This is a genomic window from Enteractinococcus helveticum, assembly GCF_001657475.1.
GTDB classification, from domain to species: Bacteria; Actinomycetota; Actinomycetes; order Actinomycetales; family Micrococcaceae; genus Yaniella; species Yaniella helvetica.
Window position 1 is genome coordinate 36,561 of record NZ_LXEY01000020.1, and the last position, 19,742, is coordinate 56,302.

Below are 19,742 nucleotides of genomic sequence, written 5' to 3' on the forward strand. Positions count from 1 at the left end.
CGGGGGCATATTATTGGCACCCGCACACAGGTAGAAATCCCATGTGCGGAACTATCACTGACCATCATCTTAGTAGAGCCGCTGAACACTGGCCGAGACCAGCTCTCCACAGCCCGCGAACACGCCCGGGTAAAACGCATGGATACGGTTAGACTTATGCATCATGGCCCACCAGACTTCTTTGCCCAGTTTTTCGTCCGCATTTTCCCTTGCCCCCACCGTCGACACCCCGCTTGTAGCGGCCGATGCGACGGCGGACCAGCTGGTTGCGGGACTCAATGATGCACAAGCACAGGCTGTGGTCCACCGTGGGGGACCGTTGCTCATTGTGGCCGGCGCAGGTTCGGGTAAGACCCGGGTGCTGACCCACCGCATTGGTCACCTGATGGCCACCGGTGATGCTCGCCCACATGAATTTCTAGCCATCACCTTTACCAATAAGGCCGCCGCCGAGATGCGCGAACGCATCGGTGAACTCGTTGGCCAGGCTGCCTCACGCATGTGGATCTCGACCTTCCACTCCTCGTGTGTGCGCATTTTGCGTCGCGAGGCGACCCATATCGGGCTGAAGTCAAACTTTTCCATCTACGATGCCACGGACTCGTTGCGCCTGATCACCCAGATCGCCAAAGACGCGGACCTGGATCCCCGCCGCTTTGCTCCGCGAGCGATTCGCAATAAGGTTTCTTCGTTAAAGAATGAGCTCGTCGACGCCGATGCCTTTGCCGCCACGGCCGCCGGGGACCCCTGGCACCAGGCCGTTGCCGAAGTCTATAAGGAATATGAAAACCGGCTGCGCACCGCAAACGCCATGGACTTCGATGATCTGATCGCCAACGTCGTCCACATGTTTGATGCCTTCCCAGCGATTCTGGATAACTATCGCCGCAGGTTCCGCTTTGTGCTAGTCGATGAGTATCAGGACACCAACCACGCCCAATACCGACTTGTGCGCCAGCTGACCGGGGCACCGGGTGAACCACCCGGTGTGGAAACCGAAGGCGGGCAACTGACCGTGGTTGGTGACTCGGATCAGTCCATTTATGCCTTCCGCGGTGCTGATATCCGCAACATTGTAGATTTCGAACACGACTATCCGGACGCTACCGTGATCCGTTTGGAACAAAACTACCGGTCCACGCAGACTATTTTGGACGCCGCCAATGCGGTGATCGCTCAGAACCCATCGCGGGAAATTAAACGCCTGTGGACGGCGGAAGGCAGCGGCGAAAAGATTATCGGCTATGCGGCCGAGTCCGAATCGCGCGAGGCCCAGTGGATCACCGACATGATCGATGATCTGATGGATAATCACGAGTACCGTCCAGCGGATATGGCCATTTTCTATCGCACCAACGCCCAATCCCGGTCCATTGAGGAACGCCTGATCGCTTCCGGGATCCCATATCGGGTGGTCGGTGGTACCCGGTTCTACGACCGCAAAGAAATCAAGGACGCCCTGGCATATTTGCGCGTGCTGGATAACCCCGACGACGATGTCAACCTACGCCGGATCCTCAATGAACCCAAGCGCGGGATCGGGGAGCGGGCCGAAGGAACAGTGGCAGCACACCAGACGCGTCAGCAATCAACCTTTATGGCTGCACTCCGCGATGCTGAAAATGCTCCAGGAGGGTTGGCAACCCGGTCCCTGAAAGCCGTCAACAAATTCACTCAGTTGCTGGATGATCTGCAACAACTGGCCCAAACCGAATCCGTGGCGACCATTTTAGAAGCCGTGCTGGAGCAGACCGGGATGCTCGAAGCGCTCCGAAACTCCAAAGATTTCCAAGACGAATCCCGCGCCGATAACCTTGGCGAGCTGGTTGGTGTCGTGCGAGAGTTTGATAAGGCCAACCCCGAGGGCGGGCTGGGTGATTTCTTAGAGCAGGTGGCGCTGGTTGCTGACGCCGACCAGCTGCCGGATGCCACCGATGCCGAAGGCCAAGCGCTGGCAGACCACATGGGTGAAGTCACGCTGATGACGCTGCACACCGCCAAGGGCCTGGAATTTCCGGTGGTGTTTTTGACCGGAATGGAACACGGCATTTTCCCACACGCCCGATCCATGGCCGATGAAAAAGAACTCGCTGAAGAGCGTCGTTTAGCCTATGTGGGGCTGACCCGGGCGCGCGAGCGGCTGTTTGTGTCTCGAGCCGAAGCGCGCAGTATGTGGGGGCAGCACCAGTTCAACCCGGCTAGCCAATTCTTGTCGGAAATTCCGGTAGAGCTCATTGAATGGGAGCGGGAAGGCAAAGGCACTCCAGCCACTGCGAAGTTTGGCGCGGGTTTGGGTGGCTTTGGGCAAGATACCGGGGTGCGTGGTTTCCGCTATCGGGATGCGCAACGCTTTAGTGGGTCACACTGGGGTGCTTCGCCGTCGTCGAAAAATTACGGACGAGCCGGTACGGAGGGCATTACCGAAGCGCAAGAACGTGCTCGGGTGACCAAACCCGAACCGCGCACAAAGGTGAACCCACAAAAGGAAGTCATCTCGGTTTCGGTAGGCGACATGGTAGAACACAAAACGTTTGGAACCGGCGTGGTCACCGCCGTGCAGGGGGCGGGCGATAAGGCCGTCGCCGTCGTGCAATTTGCCGCATCAGAAAAGCGGTTGCTGCTGCGCTATGCACCGCTGAAAAAAGTGTGATGATCACCCATATAAGGTCATGGTTCCTCAACACGGCTCGCCGTGCACTAAGGTAAAGGCTTAGGAGTTGCCAGGCTTATTAGCCGAACTCGCAGATGCCCGAATGCAATCTGTTGTGGGCATCTGATCCAATCGTTGTCGAGGTAAAAGGACTGCAAACCCGTGGACCTGTATGAGTACCAGGCACGCGATCTTTTCGAGGCACACGGGGTTCCCGTGCTGGCTGGGATCGTTGCCGAAACCCCGGAAGAAGCTAAGGCCGCCGCTGAAAAACTCGGTGGCGTCACCGTGGTCAAAGCCCAAGTCAAAGTTGGTGGCCGTGGTAAAGCCGGCGGTGTCAAAGTCGCCAAGAACGCTGACGAAGCCTATGAATATGCCAAAGAGATCCTGGGCATGGACATCAAAGGTCACACCGTACACCAGGTGATGATCGCTGAAGGCGCCGACATCAAAGAAGAGTACTACTTCTCCATCCTGCTGGATCGTGCCAACCGCTCTTACCTGGCCATGGCCTCGGTAGAAGGCGGTATGGACATCGAACAGCTGGCCGAAGAACGCCCAGATGACCTGGCACGCGTTGAAGTTTCGCCGTCCACAGGTCTGAACCGCGAAGTTGCAGACAAGATCGTTGCTGAAGCCAAATTCGCTGAGGACCTCCGCGACAAGGTCGCTGAAGTTCTGGTGAAGCTCGGCGACGTCTACGTCAAAGAAGATGCCACTTTGGTTGAGGTCAACCCACTGGTGCTGACCGGTGAAGGCAACCTGATTGCACTTGACGGAAAAGTCACCGTTGACGACAACGCCGACTTCCGCCAGCCAGGACACGCTGAACTGGTTGATGAGCGCACCGAGAACCCGCTGGAAGCCAAAGCTGAAGCCAAGGGCCTGAACTACGTCAAACTTGACGGCAACGTGGGCATCATCGGTAACGGTGCCGGCCTGGTCATGTCGACTCTGGACGTTGTTGCCTACGCCGGTGAAAATCACGGTGGCGCAAGCCCAGCCAACTTCCTGGACATCGGCGGTGGCGCTGATGCACAGATCATGGCTGATGGTCTCGACGTCATCCTGGGTGACGCAGATGTCAATTCCGTATTTGTCAACGTCTTCGGTGGCATTACCGCGTGCGATGAAGTCGCAGGCGGTATTGTCAAAGCACTGGAGATCCTGGGCGATTCAGCAACTAAACCACTGGTTGTCCGCCTCGACGGAAATAAGGTGGACGAAGGGCGCGCCATTTTGGCCAAAGCCAACCACCCACTGGTCACTCTTGCATCCACCATGGACGAAGGCGCTGACAAAGCCGCCGAGTTGGCGAACAAGTAAGGACGGGATAAGTAGAAGATGTCGATTTTCCTCAATAAAGATTCCAAAATCATCGTCCAGGGCATTACCGGTGGTGAAGGTACCAAACACACCGCACTGATGCTCAAAGCCGGCTCCAACATTGTTGGTGGCGTCAACGCCCGCCGCGCTGGTGAAACCGTCGAGCACCTCGACGCTGACGGCAACGACGTCAGCCTGAACGTTTACGGCACCGTTAAAGAAGCTATGGCAGAAACCGGTGCCAACGTCTCGGTGATGTTTGTTCCACCAAAATTCGCTAAAGACGCCGCGATGGAAGCCATCGAAGCTGAAATCGAACTGTTGGTCATCATTACCGAAGGCATTCCGGTCCAGGACACCGCAGAATTCTTTGCTGCTTCCCAGGCCAATGTTGGTGCCGATGGCAAACCAAAGACTCGTATCATCGGTCCAAACTGCCCAGGGATCATCACCCCAGATGTTTCCTTGGCAGGTATCACCCCGGCAACCATTACCGGAACCGGCCCAATCGGTCTGGTTTCGAAGTCGGGTACGCTGACCTACCAGATGATGTACGAACTGTCCGAGATTGGTATTTCGACTGCGATCGGTATTGGTGGCGACCCGGTTATCGGTACCACCCACATCGACGCTCTGGAAGCTTTCGAAAACGATCCAGAAACCAAGGCCATCATCATGATTGGTGAGATTGGTGGCGACGCCGAAGAACAGGCCGCCGCCTACATCAAAGACAACGTAACCAAACCAGTTGTTGGCTACATTGCAGGCTTCACCGCACCAGAAGGCAAGACCATGGGTCACGCCGGTGCGATCGTGTCCGGTTCGTCCGGTACCGCAGCTGCCAAGCAAGAAGCATTGGAAGCAGTCGGCGTTCAGGTTGGCCAGACCCCAACCGAAGCCGCTGAGAAGATGCGCAAGATTATGGATAACCTCTAAGTCACGAACTGACGAGAATTTCCGAAAATGGAGCCCGGGCGATTTGCTCGGGCTCCATTTGCCTTTAACAACCGGTTCGACAACAGCATGTGTTCGTGGAATTTTAGCCGGGTGAGATGACTGCGCATATTGACTAGGTAGTCATAGTCCTCAAGGTTGGGTATGGGCGCCTATGAATCGTCAGCAGAGCTGTCGGAGCGGAAAGATACGGTGTATGTCCACCAGACCTTCGGATATCGCTGACGGTGCGCTCTGGAGGCTATCAGGACCCTGTTACCACCATATATGTATCGCGGCCACCTGCTGTGGCACGAGGACCAGGGCATTGATGGGACAGGTCATTGTCGTTGGTGCTGCTTGCGACGACGGCCCGCAAGAACACCAATGAGCCCCGGTTGAGAACTATGGGAGTGGCAGGAGTTTATTGTGGCAGGCTCTGCTCAATAGCGTTGATGACTGCTGGGTCATCAGGCTCCGTGCGTGACCGAAAACGATAGACGTCCCCGGATGGCGCGACCAGGAATTTTTCAAAGTTCCATTTGACCCTGCCTGCTTTCCCATGGGCATCGGGAGTCTTTTTGAGCTCGGTATATAGCGGATGCTCACGTCGACCATTGACTCGGATGCGATCCAGGACCGGGAAGGTGATGCCGTAGGTGGTGGAACAAAACTCTTGGATGGCTTCGTTTGAACGGAGTTCTTGAAAAAATTGGTTGCTTGGGAATCCAAGGACCTGCAGCCCGCGATCGCCGTATTGTTTTTGCAGCTGCTCGAGCGCTTCGTACTGAGGAGCCAACCCGCACCGAGAAGCAACGTTGACGATCAGGAATGCTTTGCCTTCGAACTCGGAAAGCGTCGTCTCGGCACCCTGCATGGTTTTGAATGGGATCTCGCGAAGCTTCATAGTCATTGCAGCATGTCGTCAGTGGTCAGTATTCCATCCGTACGGCGGAATCGGCAGTTGTTCCTTGGGCTTAAGCCAGTTGAGGCTCAGACGCCATGGAACGGTTAGACGTTGAAGAACATCCCCAGCAGGTAGGTGACGCCGGCTGCACCCAACCCAATGGCCAACTGGCGTAATGCGCGTTTGAGTGGTGACGCGCCTGAAAGCAGCCCCACGATGCCACCAGTGATGAGCAATGCCACGGACACTAGGCCCAGTGCCCACATGAGTGCGGCGAGGCCGGTGGCACCAAACAGAAACGGCAGCACCGGAATGATCGCGCCGGAAGCAAAGAACAAGAACGAGGAGAACGCAACTTTCCAAGGATTACCAACGGATTCGAAGGCTTCTTGTGTCAGTTCTTCTTCTGGACCTTGGGAGCCATCGGGTCGTGCCGAGAAGGATGGATTACAGTCACAGCTGAGGTATCCCAGCCGCTCTAAGGCTCGGTGACTCGCATCCTCGGGCGTCATGCCGCGTGCACGGTAGACGAGTTCAAGTTCGTTTTGTTCGATGTCCAAATATTTTGCGGTACGTAGGGTCACTTGGGTTGGATGTGATGCTTCCAAAAGTTCGCGTTGGGAGCGCACCGAAACGTATTCGCCAGCCCCCATGCTCAACGCACCAGCAAGCAGCCCAGCAATACCAGTAAATAACACGACGGAGGGTGCCACACCGGTTGCACCAATACCCATCACCAGGGCCAGGTTGGAGACCAGCCCGTCATTGGCACCAAATACTGCGGCCCGGAAATTGCCGGCCATCGTTTCGCGACCGCGCGCCGCCAAACCTCGCACAACTTCTTCGTGAATTGCTTCATCGGCCGCAATTTTTGCCGGAACTTCTGAGTCGTGTTTATACGGCGTATTGGATTCAGCGCGTTGCATGAGTGCAAGGACAAAGACCGAACCGAACATCCGTGCTAAAAAGCGCAACAGCGCTCGGTGCATGCTGGGCCTAGTGCGGACGTTCGCGTCGTCTCCCAATAGGTCACGCCAATGCTGGGCGTGACGGTCTTCGGCATCCGCTAAGCCCAGCAAAATATCTCGTTCGGGGCCGGTGCTTCGATCCGCTAGATCACGGTAGATTTGGCCTTCGGCAATCTCGTCAGCCAGGTATTTACGCCAGCGACGGATTTGCGACTTGGTCGGCTCTTCAGCCACAGTGACTTCCTGGTTTTTCTTCGAGCCTGACATCCCTATTCCTTGCGCTGTGCATGACCTGTGCAGTCCCAGTCCAGCCTACCGTGTTGGCTGTGACCCTGGGTTACACTGTGGATTATGGAAACTGGTGAACAGCCCACTATGCCGCCGCGCAAACGCGTTCCGCGTGCACTTCAGCTTGGAGAAGACCCCGACCCGCGGTTTACCCTCGCCAATGAGCGAACCTTTCTTGCGTGGATTCGCACATCGTTAGCCCTGCTGGCCGGTGGTATCGCCGTCGAAGCATTCACACAAGAAATCTTCGACGATACCGCACGACGAGTGTTAGGCACGATACTGTTAATCTTGGGCGGTCTCCTGGCGGCCTCTGCTGCGGGTCGTTGGCTACGAGTCGAAGCCGCGATGCGACAGAAACGGTCACTGCCGATCCCCATTTGGATTCCCCTGATTGCGTTAATCTGTGCCGTGGCTGCGATCACAGTGTTGGTCGCCATCTGGGTCACCAATGGCTTCTAAATTCTCAGACCGCCCAAGAAACCGATTCCAGGCGCTCCAGCATGCAGATCCTGGCCTGCAACCGGAACGGACCGTGATGTCGTGGGGTCGCACCGGTCTTGCAACCTCTGTGGTCGCCCTGTTGCTAATCCGCTGGTACCCCTCGGTGGGAGGCATCGTATTTGTACCGGTGATTATTGCGCTTATCGGTGCAGGCCTGATCCAGTTGTCCCAACGACGACGCTATACGGTCCAGGCGGCAGGAATTGCCAACGAAAACGTCGCCAGTGATTTTTGGGCGGTATTTTGGATGACCGTCATGTCGGTGTTGATTGCCACCTCCGGCGTCATCGCGATGTGGGCTGCTTAGCGCGATAGCCTGGTTGGATCGGGATCTTCCGGTGGGGTAGAGGTAGTCTGTCCTGGGTCATAGGTAAAGGTCCGGGTATCTCCACGCTCCGGTTGACGGGCGAAGATGAAATGTCGACCCGAGATATCTTCGATGTTGAGCGACACAAAGAAATCTTTGAACGTTGGGATCCACGGTGCAAGCCCCAGACCGCGCACGTAATCGATGTGTTCTTCGGCCACCGGATTGACCTTGCCGCGAACCACGACCGACCAGCCTTCATCCGGTAAGATGCCATCGGTTTCAAAGGCAACCATGGAGTGGGCCTCGGCAGCCATGAGTTTGGCTCCCGGCGCGGTGCGGAAGTAGAGCTTGTCGCCGTCGAAGACGTAATTGACCGGAAAGATTTCGACCTGGCCTTCCGATAGAAAAGCTAACCGACCATGTCGAGTATTGCGCAACAGTAATTCTGCCTGCTGGCGTGACAGCTCCAGAACCGGTTGATCTTTTTTGTGTTCAAACATGTAGGCGCTCATAAACTCTATTGTGATGCTTGCGACACCGTGATGCCACCGTTGGACGGCGAAATGTCACATTTGGCGGATCTGATCAAAAATGTCGGTGATGGCTTCCGCGGAGCGCCCGGGTGCCACGGCAACATAATGCGCAGCGAGATGGGCCGGTCCCGAGGTGCCGGTGAGGTACGTTCCGCCTGCTTGTTGCAAGATGTACGACGCCGCAGCAACATCCCAGGGCTTGGTATCCACACCCAGCACCAAATCGGCGATGCCGCGGGCGGCAAAGCACATTTCTAAGGCACCCGACACGAGCCGACGCACGGTTGCAAAGCGGGTTACTAGTTCACCAAAGAGTTCAGGCGCTTGGGGTGCCCGCTGTAAGATTTCAGCTGCCGGGAATGATGTGACCAGATTGTATTGGCTAACGTGCGCTGGGGCAGGCCTGCATTGTAGCGGTGCCTCGTTGAGATAGGCGCCAGTGCGATCTGCCGAGTATTCATCACCCGAGACAGGATCCACCACAACGCCTGCCACTACCTGTTGGTCGATCACCGCGGCAATCGAGATGGCAAAGAACGGGTAGCCGTGGACGAAGTTGCTGGTGCCATCGATGGGATCAATGATCCACTCCAGCTGGCCTGGCGCCGTCACGGGTTCACGACCGGTCTCTTCACCCCAGAAGACTGCGCCGTCACGGGCCAACCGGGACTTGAGGTGTTCTTCGACGCGGTGATCCCAATCAGACACCAGATCATGGCGATTCGTCTTGGCATTGGCTGCGACCGTACCCGAAGTAAATGCTGCGGCGAGTTCAGCGGCGGCAGGACGGGTGGCGTGGAGCGCGGTCTGGCGGAGAGTCGTCATGGCTTCCACCATAAACCAGTCGGGTGGAAAGGTATTAGACTGTGTGGATGACCAAGGAGTGGGACGAGCAATACTATGGCGCGCCGTCGTAAGACTTATCGATTTCCAACTATCCCGGGGCTGTCGAGCGCTGCGGGAAACGACGCCTCCCCTCCAGAACAACTTGCGACCCTGAGCTATTACAGTTTTCAACGCCGCCGACGCGACCGTGCTCGCCGGCGCGGGGATAGACCCAGAATTTTGTCGTTTACCGGATATGGTTCACCCCGCTGGGTGCGGATTTTTTCCCGGGTGCTGTTGGCCAAGCCCGAGTGGAGCGAGGCCGAGTACCTGGCCGAGATTGTGCGTGATGGGGTCCGGGGGTGGCAGAACTTTGTTTCCCCACCGATTGCCTATGCCAAAGTCGAAGTTGAGGTCGACGGATACCGTCATGTGGTTCGGGCGGATCGTAACGGGGTTGTTGATGTGCGGATTCCGTGCGAATTGGCGCCCGGCTGGGCCACGGTGACCCTGCACGTTGACGGTGGGGAATCCAGCAGCCAAGACGTGTTGATCATTAGTGACGAAGCTGAGCGCGCCGTCGTTTGCGACGTCGATGACACCGTCTGGGTTACGGCACTGCCGCGCCCACTGACAGCTGCCTGGAACTCCTTTTTGCTCGATGAGCACGCCCGACGCCCGGTGGCCGGCATGCCCGTAATGCTCAACCGGCTGGCAGAACAGGACGGCGGCACGCCGATCTTTTATGTTTCCACCGGGCCCTGGAATGTCGCTCATACGCTGACCCGTTTTATGACCCGGCACCTGTTTCCGCTCGGGCCGATGTTATTGACGTCGTGGGGCCCAACCGAGGATCGGTGGTTCCGCTCCGGCATGGCGCATAAGGTCAGTGCCCTGGCCCGCTTGGCCACGGATTTTCCGCAGTTGACGTGGTCATTAATCGGCGACGACGGCCAACACGATCCCGAAATTTATACGCACTTTGCCCACCATCATCCGGGGAGGGTCAACGGGATTGCCATCCGGCAACTCTCGGCAACCGAAGCGCTGCTGGCCGGTGGGCGGGCCGAAGAAACCCAACGCGCCACCGATGGCGTGCCCTGGGCCTATGGTCCCGATGGGGCCGCTCTGTCCTTCCAATTGGAAAACTTTGGCATTCTTGCCCCACGCATCAACCCGCCGTTGGCTTGGCCGCAGTCGGTAACCGCACAAGAACAGATCACGGTGGCAGAATTGCGCGCCGATTACCCACAATTTACTCAAGACAACCCGTAAGACACAGGAGCACAAGCATGACCGTCGTAGAGATTCCCTTGCGCTGGGGCGATATGGACGCCTACGGGCACATCAATAACGTCCAAATTGTGCGGTTGATGGAGGAAGCTCGCGTCATGGTTTTCGGGATTCCCTCCGGCACCGGGCACCTGGATGACACCAGCCCGCAGCCGCTCATCAACCTGTTGGCGGGAGTTGAAGACGGTGTGATGACGCTGATCTCGGACCACACTGTAAAATACCGCCGCCAGCTGCCATACCGCGGCACCCCGATCCGGGTGGAAGTCGGCGTGGCCAAGGTCAAAGGGGCCTCGGTGGAGATTTATTATCGGTTCTATGACGACGACGCCGTGGCGGTCCAAGCGACCTCGACCATGGTGTTCGTCAACCAGCACACCGGCATGCCCGTGCGACTCAACGAACACCAGCGCGCTGCGCTGGCAAACCATTAGCACAGACCGTGCGCCGCCAGGCTTACTCCGGGTCGGAGGCTTTGAGTTCGGTGCGCCGTTGGCGGCGCTGCAGCAACCAGTCGATGCTCAGCCCGAAAACGATCCCAAGGCACACCCCGACAACCATGGCCAGCAGGGTGCTGTCCGGTAACACATAACTGGCTAGGATACCCATCAGCCCCGCAACACTGGCCCACAGCCCCCCGGCACATGCCGCAATGGGCAAAAACCGCCGCAGTGGAAACCCTGTCGCCCCGGCCGTCATGTTCACCACGATCCGGCCCACCGGAATGAACCGCCCGGTCAGCAGAAACGTACTACCGCGCCTGTCAAAAGCACGTTGGGTGGCGCGAAATGCGGCCTGGCCGGTGGCCCCGCGCACCCCGGGCATACGCTGCACCGGGACCTTGGAGCCAATGCTGTAGGCAAGGCAGTCCCCGCTCAACCCGCCCAGCGCCGCGGCCGCGATAACTAAGACAATAAAACCACCGGAGGCCCCGCTGGCCAGCGCCATAACCGTGGCCGCCGTGACGAATGAGTCACTGGGGACAATCGGAAACACCGCATCGACACAGCAAAACACAAACACCACCAGGATCAACCACCAGGAGGCTCCGAGCTCGACCATCGCGGCCTCTATGTCGCCAGAAAAATCGCCGATCCAATTCAGCGCTTCCATGATGGGTTCCTATAATCCCCGACGACGAACCGGCGTCCCGCCGAGCATCGGAATACTACGGTGCTGTCCCTAGCCGGCGCCGGGGCAGCACCGGTTAGACCACGCCCTGGGCAATCATGGCGTCGGCAACCTTGAGGAACCCGGCAATATTTGCACCGATCACATAGTCACCTGGGTGCCCAAAATCCTCGGCGGTGGCAATGCACCGGTCGTGGATATCTTCCATGTTTTCTTCCAGCCGGGAGTGCGTGTAGTCGAAGCTCCAGGTATCACGAGAAGCGTTCTGCTGCATCTCCAGCGCCGAAGTTGCCACGCCACCAGCATTGGCTGCTTTACCCGGCCCAAACAGCACACCGGCTTCACGGAAGGTGTTGATCGCCTGGTGAGTGGAGGGCATATTGGCGCCTTCAGCAACCGCCTTGACGCCGTTCATCACCAGGGTTGCGGCGTCGTCGCCACTAAGTTCGTTCTGGGTCGCACACGGAATGGCGACATCAACGGGCACTTCCCAGATGGAACCATCCGAAACAAAGTGCGCCCGTGCACGGCGTTCGGCGTATTCGGAGATCCGAGCCCGTTCAGTGATTTTGATCTGGCGCAGCAGCTCGATGTCGATGCCTTGCTCGTCGACGACGTAGCCTGAGGAATCCGATGCGGTCAGCACAGTTGCCCCAAGGGTTTGAGCGTAGTTGATGGCGTTGATTGCCACGTTGCCCGATCCTGAAACCGTCACCGTGGCGCCATCCAGGGTGGTACCAATGGTTTTGAGCATCTGGTTGGCAAACATGACCACACCGTTGCCGGTTGCTTCGGGGCGCACCAGCGAACCACCCCAGGACACACCTTTCCCAGTAAATGCGCCGGCCTCAAAGCGGTTGGTGATGCGTCGGTATTGTCCGAACATGAACCCGATTTCGCGGGTGCCCACGCCGATATCGCCGGCTGGAACATCAGTGTGCTCGCCAATATGGCGGTATAGTTCAGTAATAAATGACTGACAAAAACGCATGATCTCACCTTCGGAACGACCCGAAGGATTAAAATCAGCACCACCTTTGCCACCACCGATGGGCATACCGGTCAGCGCGTTTTTGAAAACTTGTTCAAACCCCAGAAATTTCATGATGCCCAGATACACCGATGGGTGGAACCGGATGCCGCCCTTATAGGGACCCAGCGCGGAGTTGAACTGCACACGGAAACCGCGGTTAATTTTGACCACGCCCTTGTCATCAACCCAGGGGACACGGAAGGTGATTTGTCGTTCGGGTTCGACCATGCGCCGCAAAATCCCGTGTTCAACGTATTCCGGGTGGCGCTTCATGACAGGGCCTAGACTGTCAAAGACTTCATCGACGGCTTGGAAAAATTCGGTTTCCCCAGGGTTCCGGCGCAGTACTTCTTCTCTGATCTGGGCTAAACCGGTTTCCATATCGCAACCTTCCTCAAACTTCTCTTGGCGGTTGATTCGGGTCCTGCGGTGAAATGACACGGCTGACACCTGAGACAACCGTTGTCTTCTTCAGCAATAATCTTAGGGGAAAACCGCTGTCAGTGCTGCAACGTTGCACAAAATATTGCAAGTGACTATCACAGTCAGGTGCCACGTCGTGCCAATAAGCCACTGCAGGCCCAACTAATGGCACGATAGGAGATAATGACCAACACACCACCAGAACCAAAATCTTTCCCAATGCCGTTGTGGTTACAAGGCATCGTGGAAGCGCTGGCCGCTGCCTTCATAGGAGCGGCCATCATCGTGGTGCCCTTGGCCATCATGTGGATCACCGGAGCCTTTGCCTCCATGCCGTTAGGCGATGCCGGTGCCATCGGCGCCTACATGTGGTTCTCCAGTTTTGGGGTGCCCCTAGATTTGGTCAGTGTCGATACTCAAGACCCCGTGGGGACCTGGTGGTTCATCCCATTGGGCTTATTATTGGTCTGGGTATTGCTCGCACGCCGGGTCGGCGCCCGGTTAGCCAAAGCCTCCCAACTGCGCACCCTGTGGCAGCCCACGCTCGGGGCCATTGCGGCGTTTACGTTTTTTGTGTGGGGGACCAACACACTGGTCAGTCTTGACGCCGTCGTGCTCAATGCCACCTTGGCGGTGACGATCCCCGCGGTGGTTTTTGTACTTGGCTATGCGTGGGGTGCGCTGGGATATTTCCGTATCCCGCTGCGCGAATATATCGGTGGGCGGGTTGATCGGTTATCGGATGCCGCCCGAAATTTCTGGCACTATTTGTGGGCGCTGATCCGTGCCGCCACGATCGCGGTGGCCGGTGCCTGGGCCATCGCCTCGATTGTGCTCTCGGTACAAATTGGCATGCACTGGGCTGAGGTCACCGATGTGTATCAGCGCTTGGACGCCGGCATTTTTGGCGGATTCGTCATCACCGTGCTGCAAATTTTGGTGCTGCCCAATGTCGCAGCCTGGACCCTGAGTTACCTGACCGGCGCAGGCTTTCGGATCGGCACCCTTGAAGTCTCTCCGGCCGGAACTCTGCCCGGTGAACAACCGGCACTGCCAATCTTTTCGGCCATCCCCACCCAACAGGCACTGCAGGAACACTGGTGGCTGCTGTTGTTACTCTTGCTGGCGGGCATTCTGGCCGGTTGGTGGTTCTTTGGGGCCGGTGAAAACCACCTGGAGGACTTCATCGTCGCAAAAATTCCAAACCCCCCCACCGCCATTACCGTTGGCGTGCTGCTGACCGGTGTGTGCATCGGGGTGAGTGCAGGCGTGTTGTGTTTGGGCATCATGGCGATCTCGGGTGGCTCCTGGGCAATTGGCACATTAACTGCTATCGGGGCCCCACCACTGCTGGCCGCCGGACTTTTTGCCGCGCACATTGGTATTGGCTCGGCCCTTGGCTACGCCATGGCCCCACTGCGCCACGGGGCGTTCCGCTGGGCAAAACCCGCCAAAGATTAATCCCACAGACTCGTCATATAGTCGGCATCGCAGCGCGCATAGGCTGTTTCGGTCAGCGCTTCGGCCAGGCAGTGCTCATAGGTTGCGGTGGGTTCCCACAGGATGATTTGCGACGTGGCCACCCCGCCATAAAACAGCGCCCCCAACAGGCCCGCCGTGCCGGCCAACCACACCAACATCGTGTGCTCACCCCTGGAGGCCAGCCGGAAGATCCGCACCGAGGCGACCACCGCGGCCAGCGCAAAGACCGGGGCAATAACTTTATAGGGCAGCGGTAACGCCAACCCGGCATAGGTGGCCACCAGGGCGGCAACCAGCCACAAAATACCGTTGGCAATCTGACGCCGCTTGGTTGGGGTTTGACGCTGACTCACAATAAGGCTGCCTTCCTGACACAACATGGACGACCAATCACCTCAGTGTAGCGATTGATTCCCTACACTAAGACGTATGCGCTTGGTCGTTTTACTCTCCGGTTCCGGATCAAATTTTCAAATCATCATCGATGCCGTTGCTGCAGGCCAGCTCGACGTCGACATTGTCGCCGCAGGCTCCGACGTCGCCGATGCCTACGGGCTGGCTCGGGCCGAAACAGCCGGGATCGAAACCTTCGTCGTCGACTACACAGCCTATGACTCTCGGGCGGCCTGGACGATGGCACTGGCGGAGCACGTCGCGGCCTACCAGCCAGACATTGTGTTGTCATCGGGGCTGATGCGCATTGTGGGTGAGGAGTTCATCACCCGGTTTGCCGGGCGGTTCATCAATACACACCCGGCCCTGTTGCCGTCATTTCCAGGAGCCCACGCGGTGGCTGATGCGCTGGATGCCGGTGTGGTCGTTACCGGAACAACGCTGCATATTGTCGACGCCGGGGTGGATACCGGACCGATTTTGGATCAGCGCTCCGTGGCCATCTCGCCCGACGACGACGAGGCAAGCCTGCACGAAAAAATTAAGGTCGCCGAACGTCAGATGCTGCTGGAGAATCTGGCGCGCCTGGCCGCGGGCACCACGCCTGAACAACTCATCCGGCCGTATGCTAAACCGCGCTAGAATGACGCGAGGAGACTTCACCGGTTGCCGGTGAGAAACACAACCTGCCAAAGGAGCACCCTAAGTGACCATCCAGCTGGATCAAATCCCGGTAAAGCGCGCCCTCGTGTCGGTCTACGATAAGACCGGACTGGCCGAATTGGCCCAAGGGCTGGCCTCAGCCGGGGTCGAAATCGTCTCGACCGGCTCAACTGCTGCAATGATCCAGGCCGCCGGTGTACCAGTCACCGAGGTTGCACAAGTCACCGGGTTCCCAGAAGTGCTGGGCGGGCGTGTCAAAACACTGCACCCCTTTATTCACTCGGGCATCCTGGCCGATAAGAACGTGGACGATCATATGGCTCAGTTGGCCGAACACGATATCGCCCCGTTTGATCTGGTCGTGGTCAACCTGTATCCGTTTGTTCAAACCGTTGCATCGGGAGCCACCCAGCCGGAAGTCATTGAACAAATCGATATTGGTGGCCCCACCATGGTGCGTGCTACCGCCAAAAACCACGGCTCGGTTGCCATTGTGACCAACCCGCAGGCCTACCACGAGATTTTGACCGCCGTGGCCAATGGTGGGTTCAGCTTGGCGCAGCGCCAGCGCCTGGCCGTGGAAGCCTTTGCCCACACCGCCTCCTATGACACCGCGGTGGCCACTTGGATGGCCGAACAGTTTGATGACGCCGAACACCCCGCCTACGCCGGGCACGCGCTGGAACTGAAAGAAGCCCTGCGCTATGGCGAAAACCCGCACCAGCCGGCCGCGCTGTACACCACCGCCACGACCCCCAAACCCGGCGTCGCCCAGGCGAAACTGCTGCACGGCAAAGCGATGAGTTTCAATAATTATGTTGACGCCGATGCCGCCATCCGCGCCGCATTTACTTTCACGGATCCGGCCGTCGCCGTGATCAAACACGCCAACCCATGCGGCCTGGCAGTGGCTTCGGCCGGTGCCCAAGACGCGATCGCCGATGCCCACGCCAAGGCACACGCCACCGACCCGGTTTCGGCCTTTGGCGGGGTGATCGCCGCGAACCGTCCGGTGTCCGCGGCCATGGCTGAGCAGGTCAAAGACATCTTCACCGAGGTCGTCGTCGCACCGGCCTTTACTCCCGAGGCACTGGAAATTTTGACCGCGAAGAAGAATATCCGCCTGCTGCAACTCCCGGACGATTTTGCACTCGATACCAAAGAGTTCAAACAGATTTCCGGTGGCATGCTGGTCCAGGATGCTGATATGTACCAGGCGCCCGGCGACAACCCAGCACAGTGGGAACTGGTGGCCGGTGAACCCGCCGATGAAGAGACTATGCGCGATTTGGTGTTTGCCTGGGAGGCTGTGCGCGCGCCGAAATCCAATGCGATCCTGCTAGCCGCACACCAGGCCGCCGTTGGCATTGGGATGGGCCAGGTCAACCGCCTGGACTCGTGCCGATTGGCCATTGAACGCGCCAACACCTTAGGTGCCGCCTCAACCGGTGCCCAAGAGGTCTCGGCCCCCGGCGGTGCAGAAAACGTTGACGGCGCCGGCGCGCCAGACCGCGCGACCGGTTCGGTTGCCGCTTCGGATGCGTTCTTCCCATTCGCCGACGGACTGCAGATCCTGATCGACGCCGGAGTGCGCGCCGTCGTCCAACCGGGTGGATCCATGCGTGACGACCAGGTCATCGAAGCCGCCAACGCCGCGGGCATCACCATGTATCTCACGGGTGGAGCACGCCACTTCTACCACGGATAAACACCATACCGACCTTTTCGCCCACAACCTCAGGGGGACGCATGTCAGATCCCAAGCCGCAGGAAACCACGCTTGCCGAGCTGGAGGACGAGCTCTGGGATCTGTTGCGCGATAAAGAATACGCCGACGCAGCGGAGCTATTGCGCGACATGAGAGTGGCTGAAGTGGAGCGCGTGCTTGACCGCACCCCGCCCGGGCTGATGCCGGTGGCGTTCCGCCTGCTAGATAAAGATGTTGCCGTGGAAGTGTTCGGCAACATGGAGCCCTCGTTGCAGTCGGATCTGATCGATGGGCTGGCCGATGAGCACACTCGTGATTTGTTCTCGAAGTTGCAGTCGTCCACCCAGGCCCGACTGCTCGATGAGGTCCCAGCTGAGGTAGCCCAGCGACTGCTGGCCAGCCTTGGCCCAGCGGAACGCGATGCTGCCGCCAAAATTCTGGGCTACCCGGAAGACTCGGTGGGACGGCGAATGTCGGTGGTGCCACAAGAACTGACACCCGACATGTCGGCGGCCACCGCATTGAACATTATTCGTGATGTGACCGTGCCCGCCGCCGATGTGGACAACTTGAGCGTGCTGCCGGTGGGGTCTTCGACCCACAAGGTGCTGGGCCTGGTGCACCTGCCGCGCCTGGTGCGGGCCGAACCCGATGAGCTGATTGAAGACATCATGGAGCCCACCGAAACGGTATCGGTGCATGACGACGTCGAAGAAGCCGCCCGTACAGTCGTCCACGACCGCGTCCAAGCACTGCCGGTGGTGGACGACGCCGAGCGGCTCATCGGGATGCTCACGGTTGCCGACGCCCAGTTGGTGCTGGAAGAGGAAGAATCTGAAGACACGCTCCGCTCCGGCGGTGCGGAACCCCTCGGGCAGCCGTACCTTTCAACGTCGGTCATGCAGCTGGTCAAATCCCGCATGGTCTGGTTGTTGGTGTTGGGGATCGGCGCGATTTTGACCGTGCAGGTGCTGGGGTATTTTGAAGACACCCTGGCCGCGATGGTCGTGCTCACATTGTTTGTCCCGTTGCTGACCGGTACCGGCGGAAACACCGGCAACCAGGCGGCCACCACGGTCACGCGCGCGATCGCGCTGTCCCAGGTGACCACCCGAGACTTGGTCCGAGTTGTCGGACGCGAAGCACTCGTGGGGCTCACGCTGGGGGTGGTGCTCGGGGCAATCGGATTTCTTGGCACCTCGTTAGTGTGGGACCTGGGGATCGGCGCGGTCATTGGTACCACGCTCGTCGTCATCTGTACGCTGGCGGCCTCCGTCGGGTCCGTCATGCCACTGATTGCCTCCAAGATCGGCGTCGACCCGGCGGTGTTTTCCAACCCGTTTATCTCCACGGTCGTCGACGCCCTAGGCCTGATCGTGTATTTCCTCATCGCTAAGACCATCCTGGGCATTTAGGATCCGACCGAATCCGGCACCAAAGATCGGACGCCACACCGAATTCGTTTATAAGGTGAAACCCGATTGGGAGGATAACCTATGCACGAATGGAACACCGCGGTTGAGCACATCGAGACTAACCTGACCGAGCCCATCCAGGTTGCCGACCTGGCACAACTGGCCATGACGTCGGAGTATCACTTCCGGCGCATGTTCGCCACGCTGGCCGGCATGCCGATCTCGGAGTACATCCGAAACCGCAGACTCACCAAGGCAACCGCCAATCTTCTGGCCGGCGTCTCCGTGCTGGACACCGCGATTACCTATGGGTACGGCTCGGCCGATGCTTTCACCCGTGCATTCAAAATATTCCACGGACTCACCCCAACCCAAGCGCGTGAGTCCGGTGCCATCTTGCGCTCCCAATCCCAACTGAAAATACGCATCAGCATCGAAGGGACGCACAACGTGCCATACCGCATCATCGAAAAATCAGCATTCCACCTCGTGGGATACAACACCCAAGTGCCTATCGTCGCCCGGGGCACCAACGAGGCCATCCAGCAGTTTGAGCGAAGCCTGAACCCCACAGCACTGAAGGCCCTCCACGAGCTGTCCAACATAGAGCCGCTGGGCACGGTGAGCGCAACGGAATATTTAGATGACGACGACGCCCAGGTTATCTATTGGCACGCCGTTGCCACGACCACGCCCGACGAGTCGTTTCAAACCAAACCTATTCCAGCAGGGCAATGGGTGGTCTTTACCACGGAAGGCAAAGTTCCGGAGGCCTTCCAACAGCTCTGGGCGACAGCCGCCGCGGAGTGGTTCCCAGCCAACCCATATGAATGGGCGCCTGGACCCCAACTGTTGAAAACTCAACTCAATGCGCAAGGCAACTGCGGTCAAGCCGAACTGTGGATCCCCATTGTTCGGAAGTGACCCGCGCCGCCGTCAAATCACACGTGCGTGTGA

The 19,742-nt window shown here is 58.4% G+C and carries 19 protein-coding genes; 12 read left to right on the plus strand and 7 right to left on the minus strand.

The features are described from left to right. The first annotated feature begins 163 nt into the window (after positions 1–163). The 3 genes from pcrA (at position 164) to sucD (ending at position 4,912) form a co-directional block, all read left to right on the plus strand. Complete coding sequence (gene pcrA, locus A6F49_RS09430; protein WP_082911711.1) at positions 164–2,650, plus strand: DNA helicase PcrA; 2,487 nt, start codon at positions 164–166, stop codon at positions 2,648–2,650. 162 nt (positions 2,651–2,812) lie between these two features. Further along, positions 2,813–3,976, plus strand: a complete 1,164-nt coding sequence (sucC, locus tag A6F49_RS09435) for an ADP-forming succinate--CoA ligase subunit beta (RefSeq protein WP_043057498.1) — start codon at positions 2,813–2,815, stop codon at positions 3,974–3,976. 18 nt (positions 3,977–3,994) lie between these two features. Next, positions 3,995–4,912, plus strand: a complete 918-nt coding sequence (sucD, locus tag A6F49_RS09440; RefSeq protein ID WP_043057497.1) for a succinate--CoA ligase subunit alpha — start codon at positions 3,995–3,997, stop codon at positions 4,910–4,912. 421 nt (positions 4,913–5,333) lie between these two features. Here sucD and A6F49_RS09445 read toward each other — a convergent pair whose 3' ends face one another. Further along, positions 5,334–5,816: a glutathione peroxidase gene (locus A6F49_RS09445; protein ID WP_043057496.1), complete on the minus strand. Its 483-nt coding sequence runs from the start codon at positions 5,814–5,816 to the stop codon at positions 5,334–5,336. A 104-nt stretch (positions 5,817–5,920) separates the two neighbouring features. After that, positions 5,921–7,051 (minus strand): VIT1/CCC1 transporter family protein, encoded by a 1,131-nt coding sequence (locus A6F49_RS09450; protein ID WP_043057495.1) that lies wholly within the window; start codon positions 7,049–7,051, stop codon positions 5,921–5,923. Positions 7,052–7,135: 84 nt separating this feature from the next. On the opposite strand from A6F49_RS09450, the gene A6F49_RS09455 reads away from it, so the two are divergent. Both A6F49_RS09455 and A6F49_RS09460 read left to right on the plus strand, forming a co-directional pair. After that, entirely contained in the window at positions 7,136–7,534 is a 399-nt protein-coding gene (locus A6F49_RS09455; RefSeq protein ID WP_043057494.1) for a YidH family protein, read from the plus strand. Continuing rightward, positions 7,524–7,883: a DUF202 domain-containing protein gene (locus A6F49_RS09460; protein WP_043057493.1), complete on the plus strand. Its 360-nt coding sequence runs from the start codon at positions 7,524–7,526 to the stop codon at positions 7,881–7,883. Before A6F49_RS09455 ends, A6F49_RS09460 begins: the two co-directional genes overlap by 11 nt. On the opposite strand, the gene A6F49_RS09465 is transcribed toward A6F49_RS09460, so the two are convergent. Beyond that, complete coding sequence (locus A6F49_RS09465; protein WP_067605735.1) at positions 7,880–8,398, minus strand: pyridoxamine 5'-phosphate oxidase family protein; 519 nt, start codon at positions 8,396–8,398, stop codon at positions 7,880–7,882. The two genes, A6F49_RS09460 and A6F49_RS09465, sit on opposite strands and share 4 nt — an antisense overlap. A 54-nt stretch (positions 8,399–8,452) precedes the next feature. Further along, positions 8,453–9,244 (minus strand): inositol monophosphatase family protein, encoded by a 792-nt coding sequence (locus tag A6F49_RS09470; RefSeq protein WP_235604954.1) that lies wholly within the window; start codon positions 9,242–9,244, stop codon positions 8,453–8,455. A gap of 240 nt (positions 9,245–9,484) precedes the next feature. Here A6F49_RS09470 and A6F49_RS09475 point away from each other — a divergent pair, with 240 nt between their 5' ends. After that, on the plus strand, positions 9,485–10,519 hold the full coding sequence (locus A6F49_RS09475) for an App1 family protein (protein ID WP_067605738.1): 1,035 nt from the start codon (positions 9,485–9,487) through the stop codon (positions 10,517–10,519). 17 nt (positions 10,520–10,536) lie between these two features. Then, positions 10,537–10,971, plus strand: coding sequence for an acyl-CoA thioesterase (locus A6F49_RS09480; protein WP_043057491.1), 435 nt, complete (start codon positions 10,537–10,539; stop codon positions 10,969–10,971). Between the two features lie 22 nt (positions 10,972–10,993). Here the strand turns inward: A6F49_RS09480 and A6F49_RS09485 are convergent, their stop codons facing one another. Continuing rightward, positions 10,994–11,650 carry a DedA family protein gene (locus tag A6F49_RS09485; protein WP_082911713.1) on the minus strand — a complete coding sequence of 219 codons (657 nt, stop codon included), beginning with the start codon at positions 11,648–11,650 and terminating at the stop codon, positions 10,994–10,996. A 94-nt stretch (positions 11,651–11,744) separates the two neighbouring features. After that, complete coding sequence (gdhA, locus tag A6F49_RS09490; RefSeq protein ID WP_043057490.1) at positions 11,745–13,082, minus strand: NADP-specific glutamate dehydrogenase; 1,338 nt, start codon at positions 13,080–13,082, stop codon at positions 11,745–11,747. 225 nt (positions 13,083–13,307) lie between these two features. Here gdhA and A6F49_RS09495 point away from each other — a divergent pair, with 225 nt between their 5' ends. Then, on the plus strand, positions 13,308–14,585 hold the full coding sequence (locus A6F49_RS09495; RefSeq protein WP_067605741.1) for a cell division protein PerM: 1,278 nt from the start codon (positions 13,308–13,310) through the stop codon (positions 14,583–14,585). On the opposite strand, the gene A6F49_RS09500 is transcribed toward A6F49_RS09495, so the two are convergent. After that, positions 14,582–14,959, minus strand: a complete 378-nt coding sequence (locus A6F49_RS09500; RefSeq protein WP_043057488.1) for a hypothetical protein — start codon at positions 14,957–14,959, stop codon at positions 14,582–14,584. The genes A6F49_RS09495 and A6F49_RS09500 overlap by 4 nt on opposite strands. A 76-nt stretch (positions 14,960–15,035) precedes the next feature. Here A6F49_RS09500 and purN point away from each other — a divergent pair, with 76 nt between their 5' ends. From purN to A6F49_RS09520, 4 genes are all read left to right on the plus strand, one after another. Beyond that, positions 15,036–15,641, plus strand: a complete 606-nt coding sequence (gene purN / locus A6F49_RS09505) for a phosphoribosylglycinamide formyltransferase (RefSeq protein ID WP_043057487.1) — start codon at positions 15,036–15,038, stop codon at positions 15,639–15,641. Positions 15,642–15,705: 64 nt separating this feature from the next. After that, complete coding sequence (gene purH / locus A6F49_RS09510) at positions 15,706–17,370, plus strand: bifunctional phosphoribosylaminoimidazolecarboxamide formyltransferase/IMP cyclohydrolase (RefSeq protein WP_043057486.1); 1,665 nt, start codon at positions 15,706–15,708, stop codon at positions 17,368–17,370. Positions 17,371–17,411: 41 nt separating this feature from the next. Further along, positions 17,412–18,785, plus strand: coding sequence for a magnesium transporter (mgtE, locus tag A6F49_RS09515; RefSeq protein ID WP_043057485.1), 1,374 nt, complete (start codon positions 17,412–17,414; stop codon positions 18,783–18,785). 81 nt (positions 18,786–18,866) lie between these two features. Further along, positions 18,867–19,709 carry an AraC family transcriptional regulator gene (locus A6F49_RS09520; protein ID WP_043057484.1) on the plus strand — a complete coding sequence of 281 codons (843 nt, stop codon included), beginning with the start codon at positions 18,867–18,869 and terminating at the stop codon, positions 19,707–19,709. Positions 19,710–19,742 lie beyond the last annotated feature (33 nt).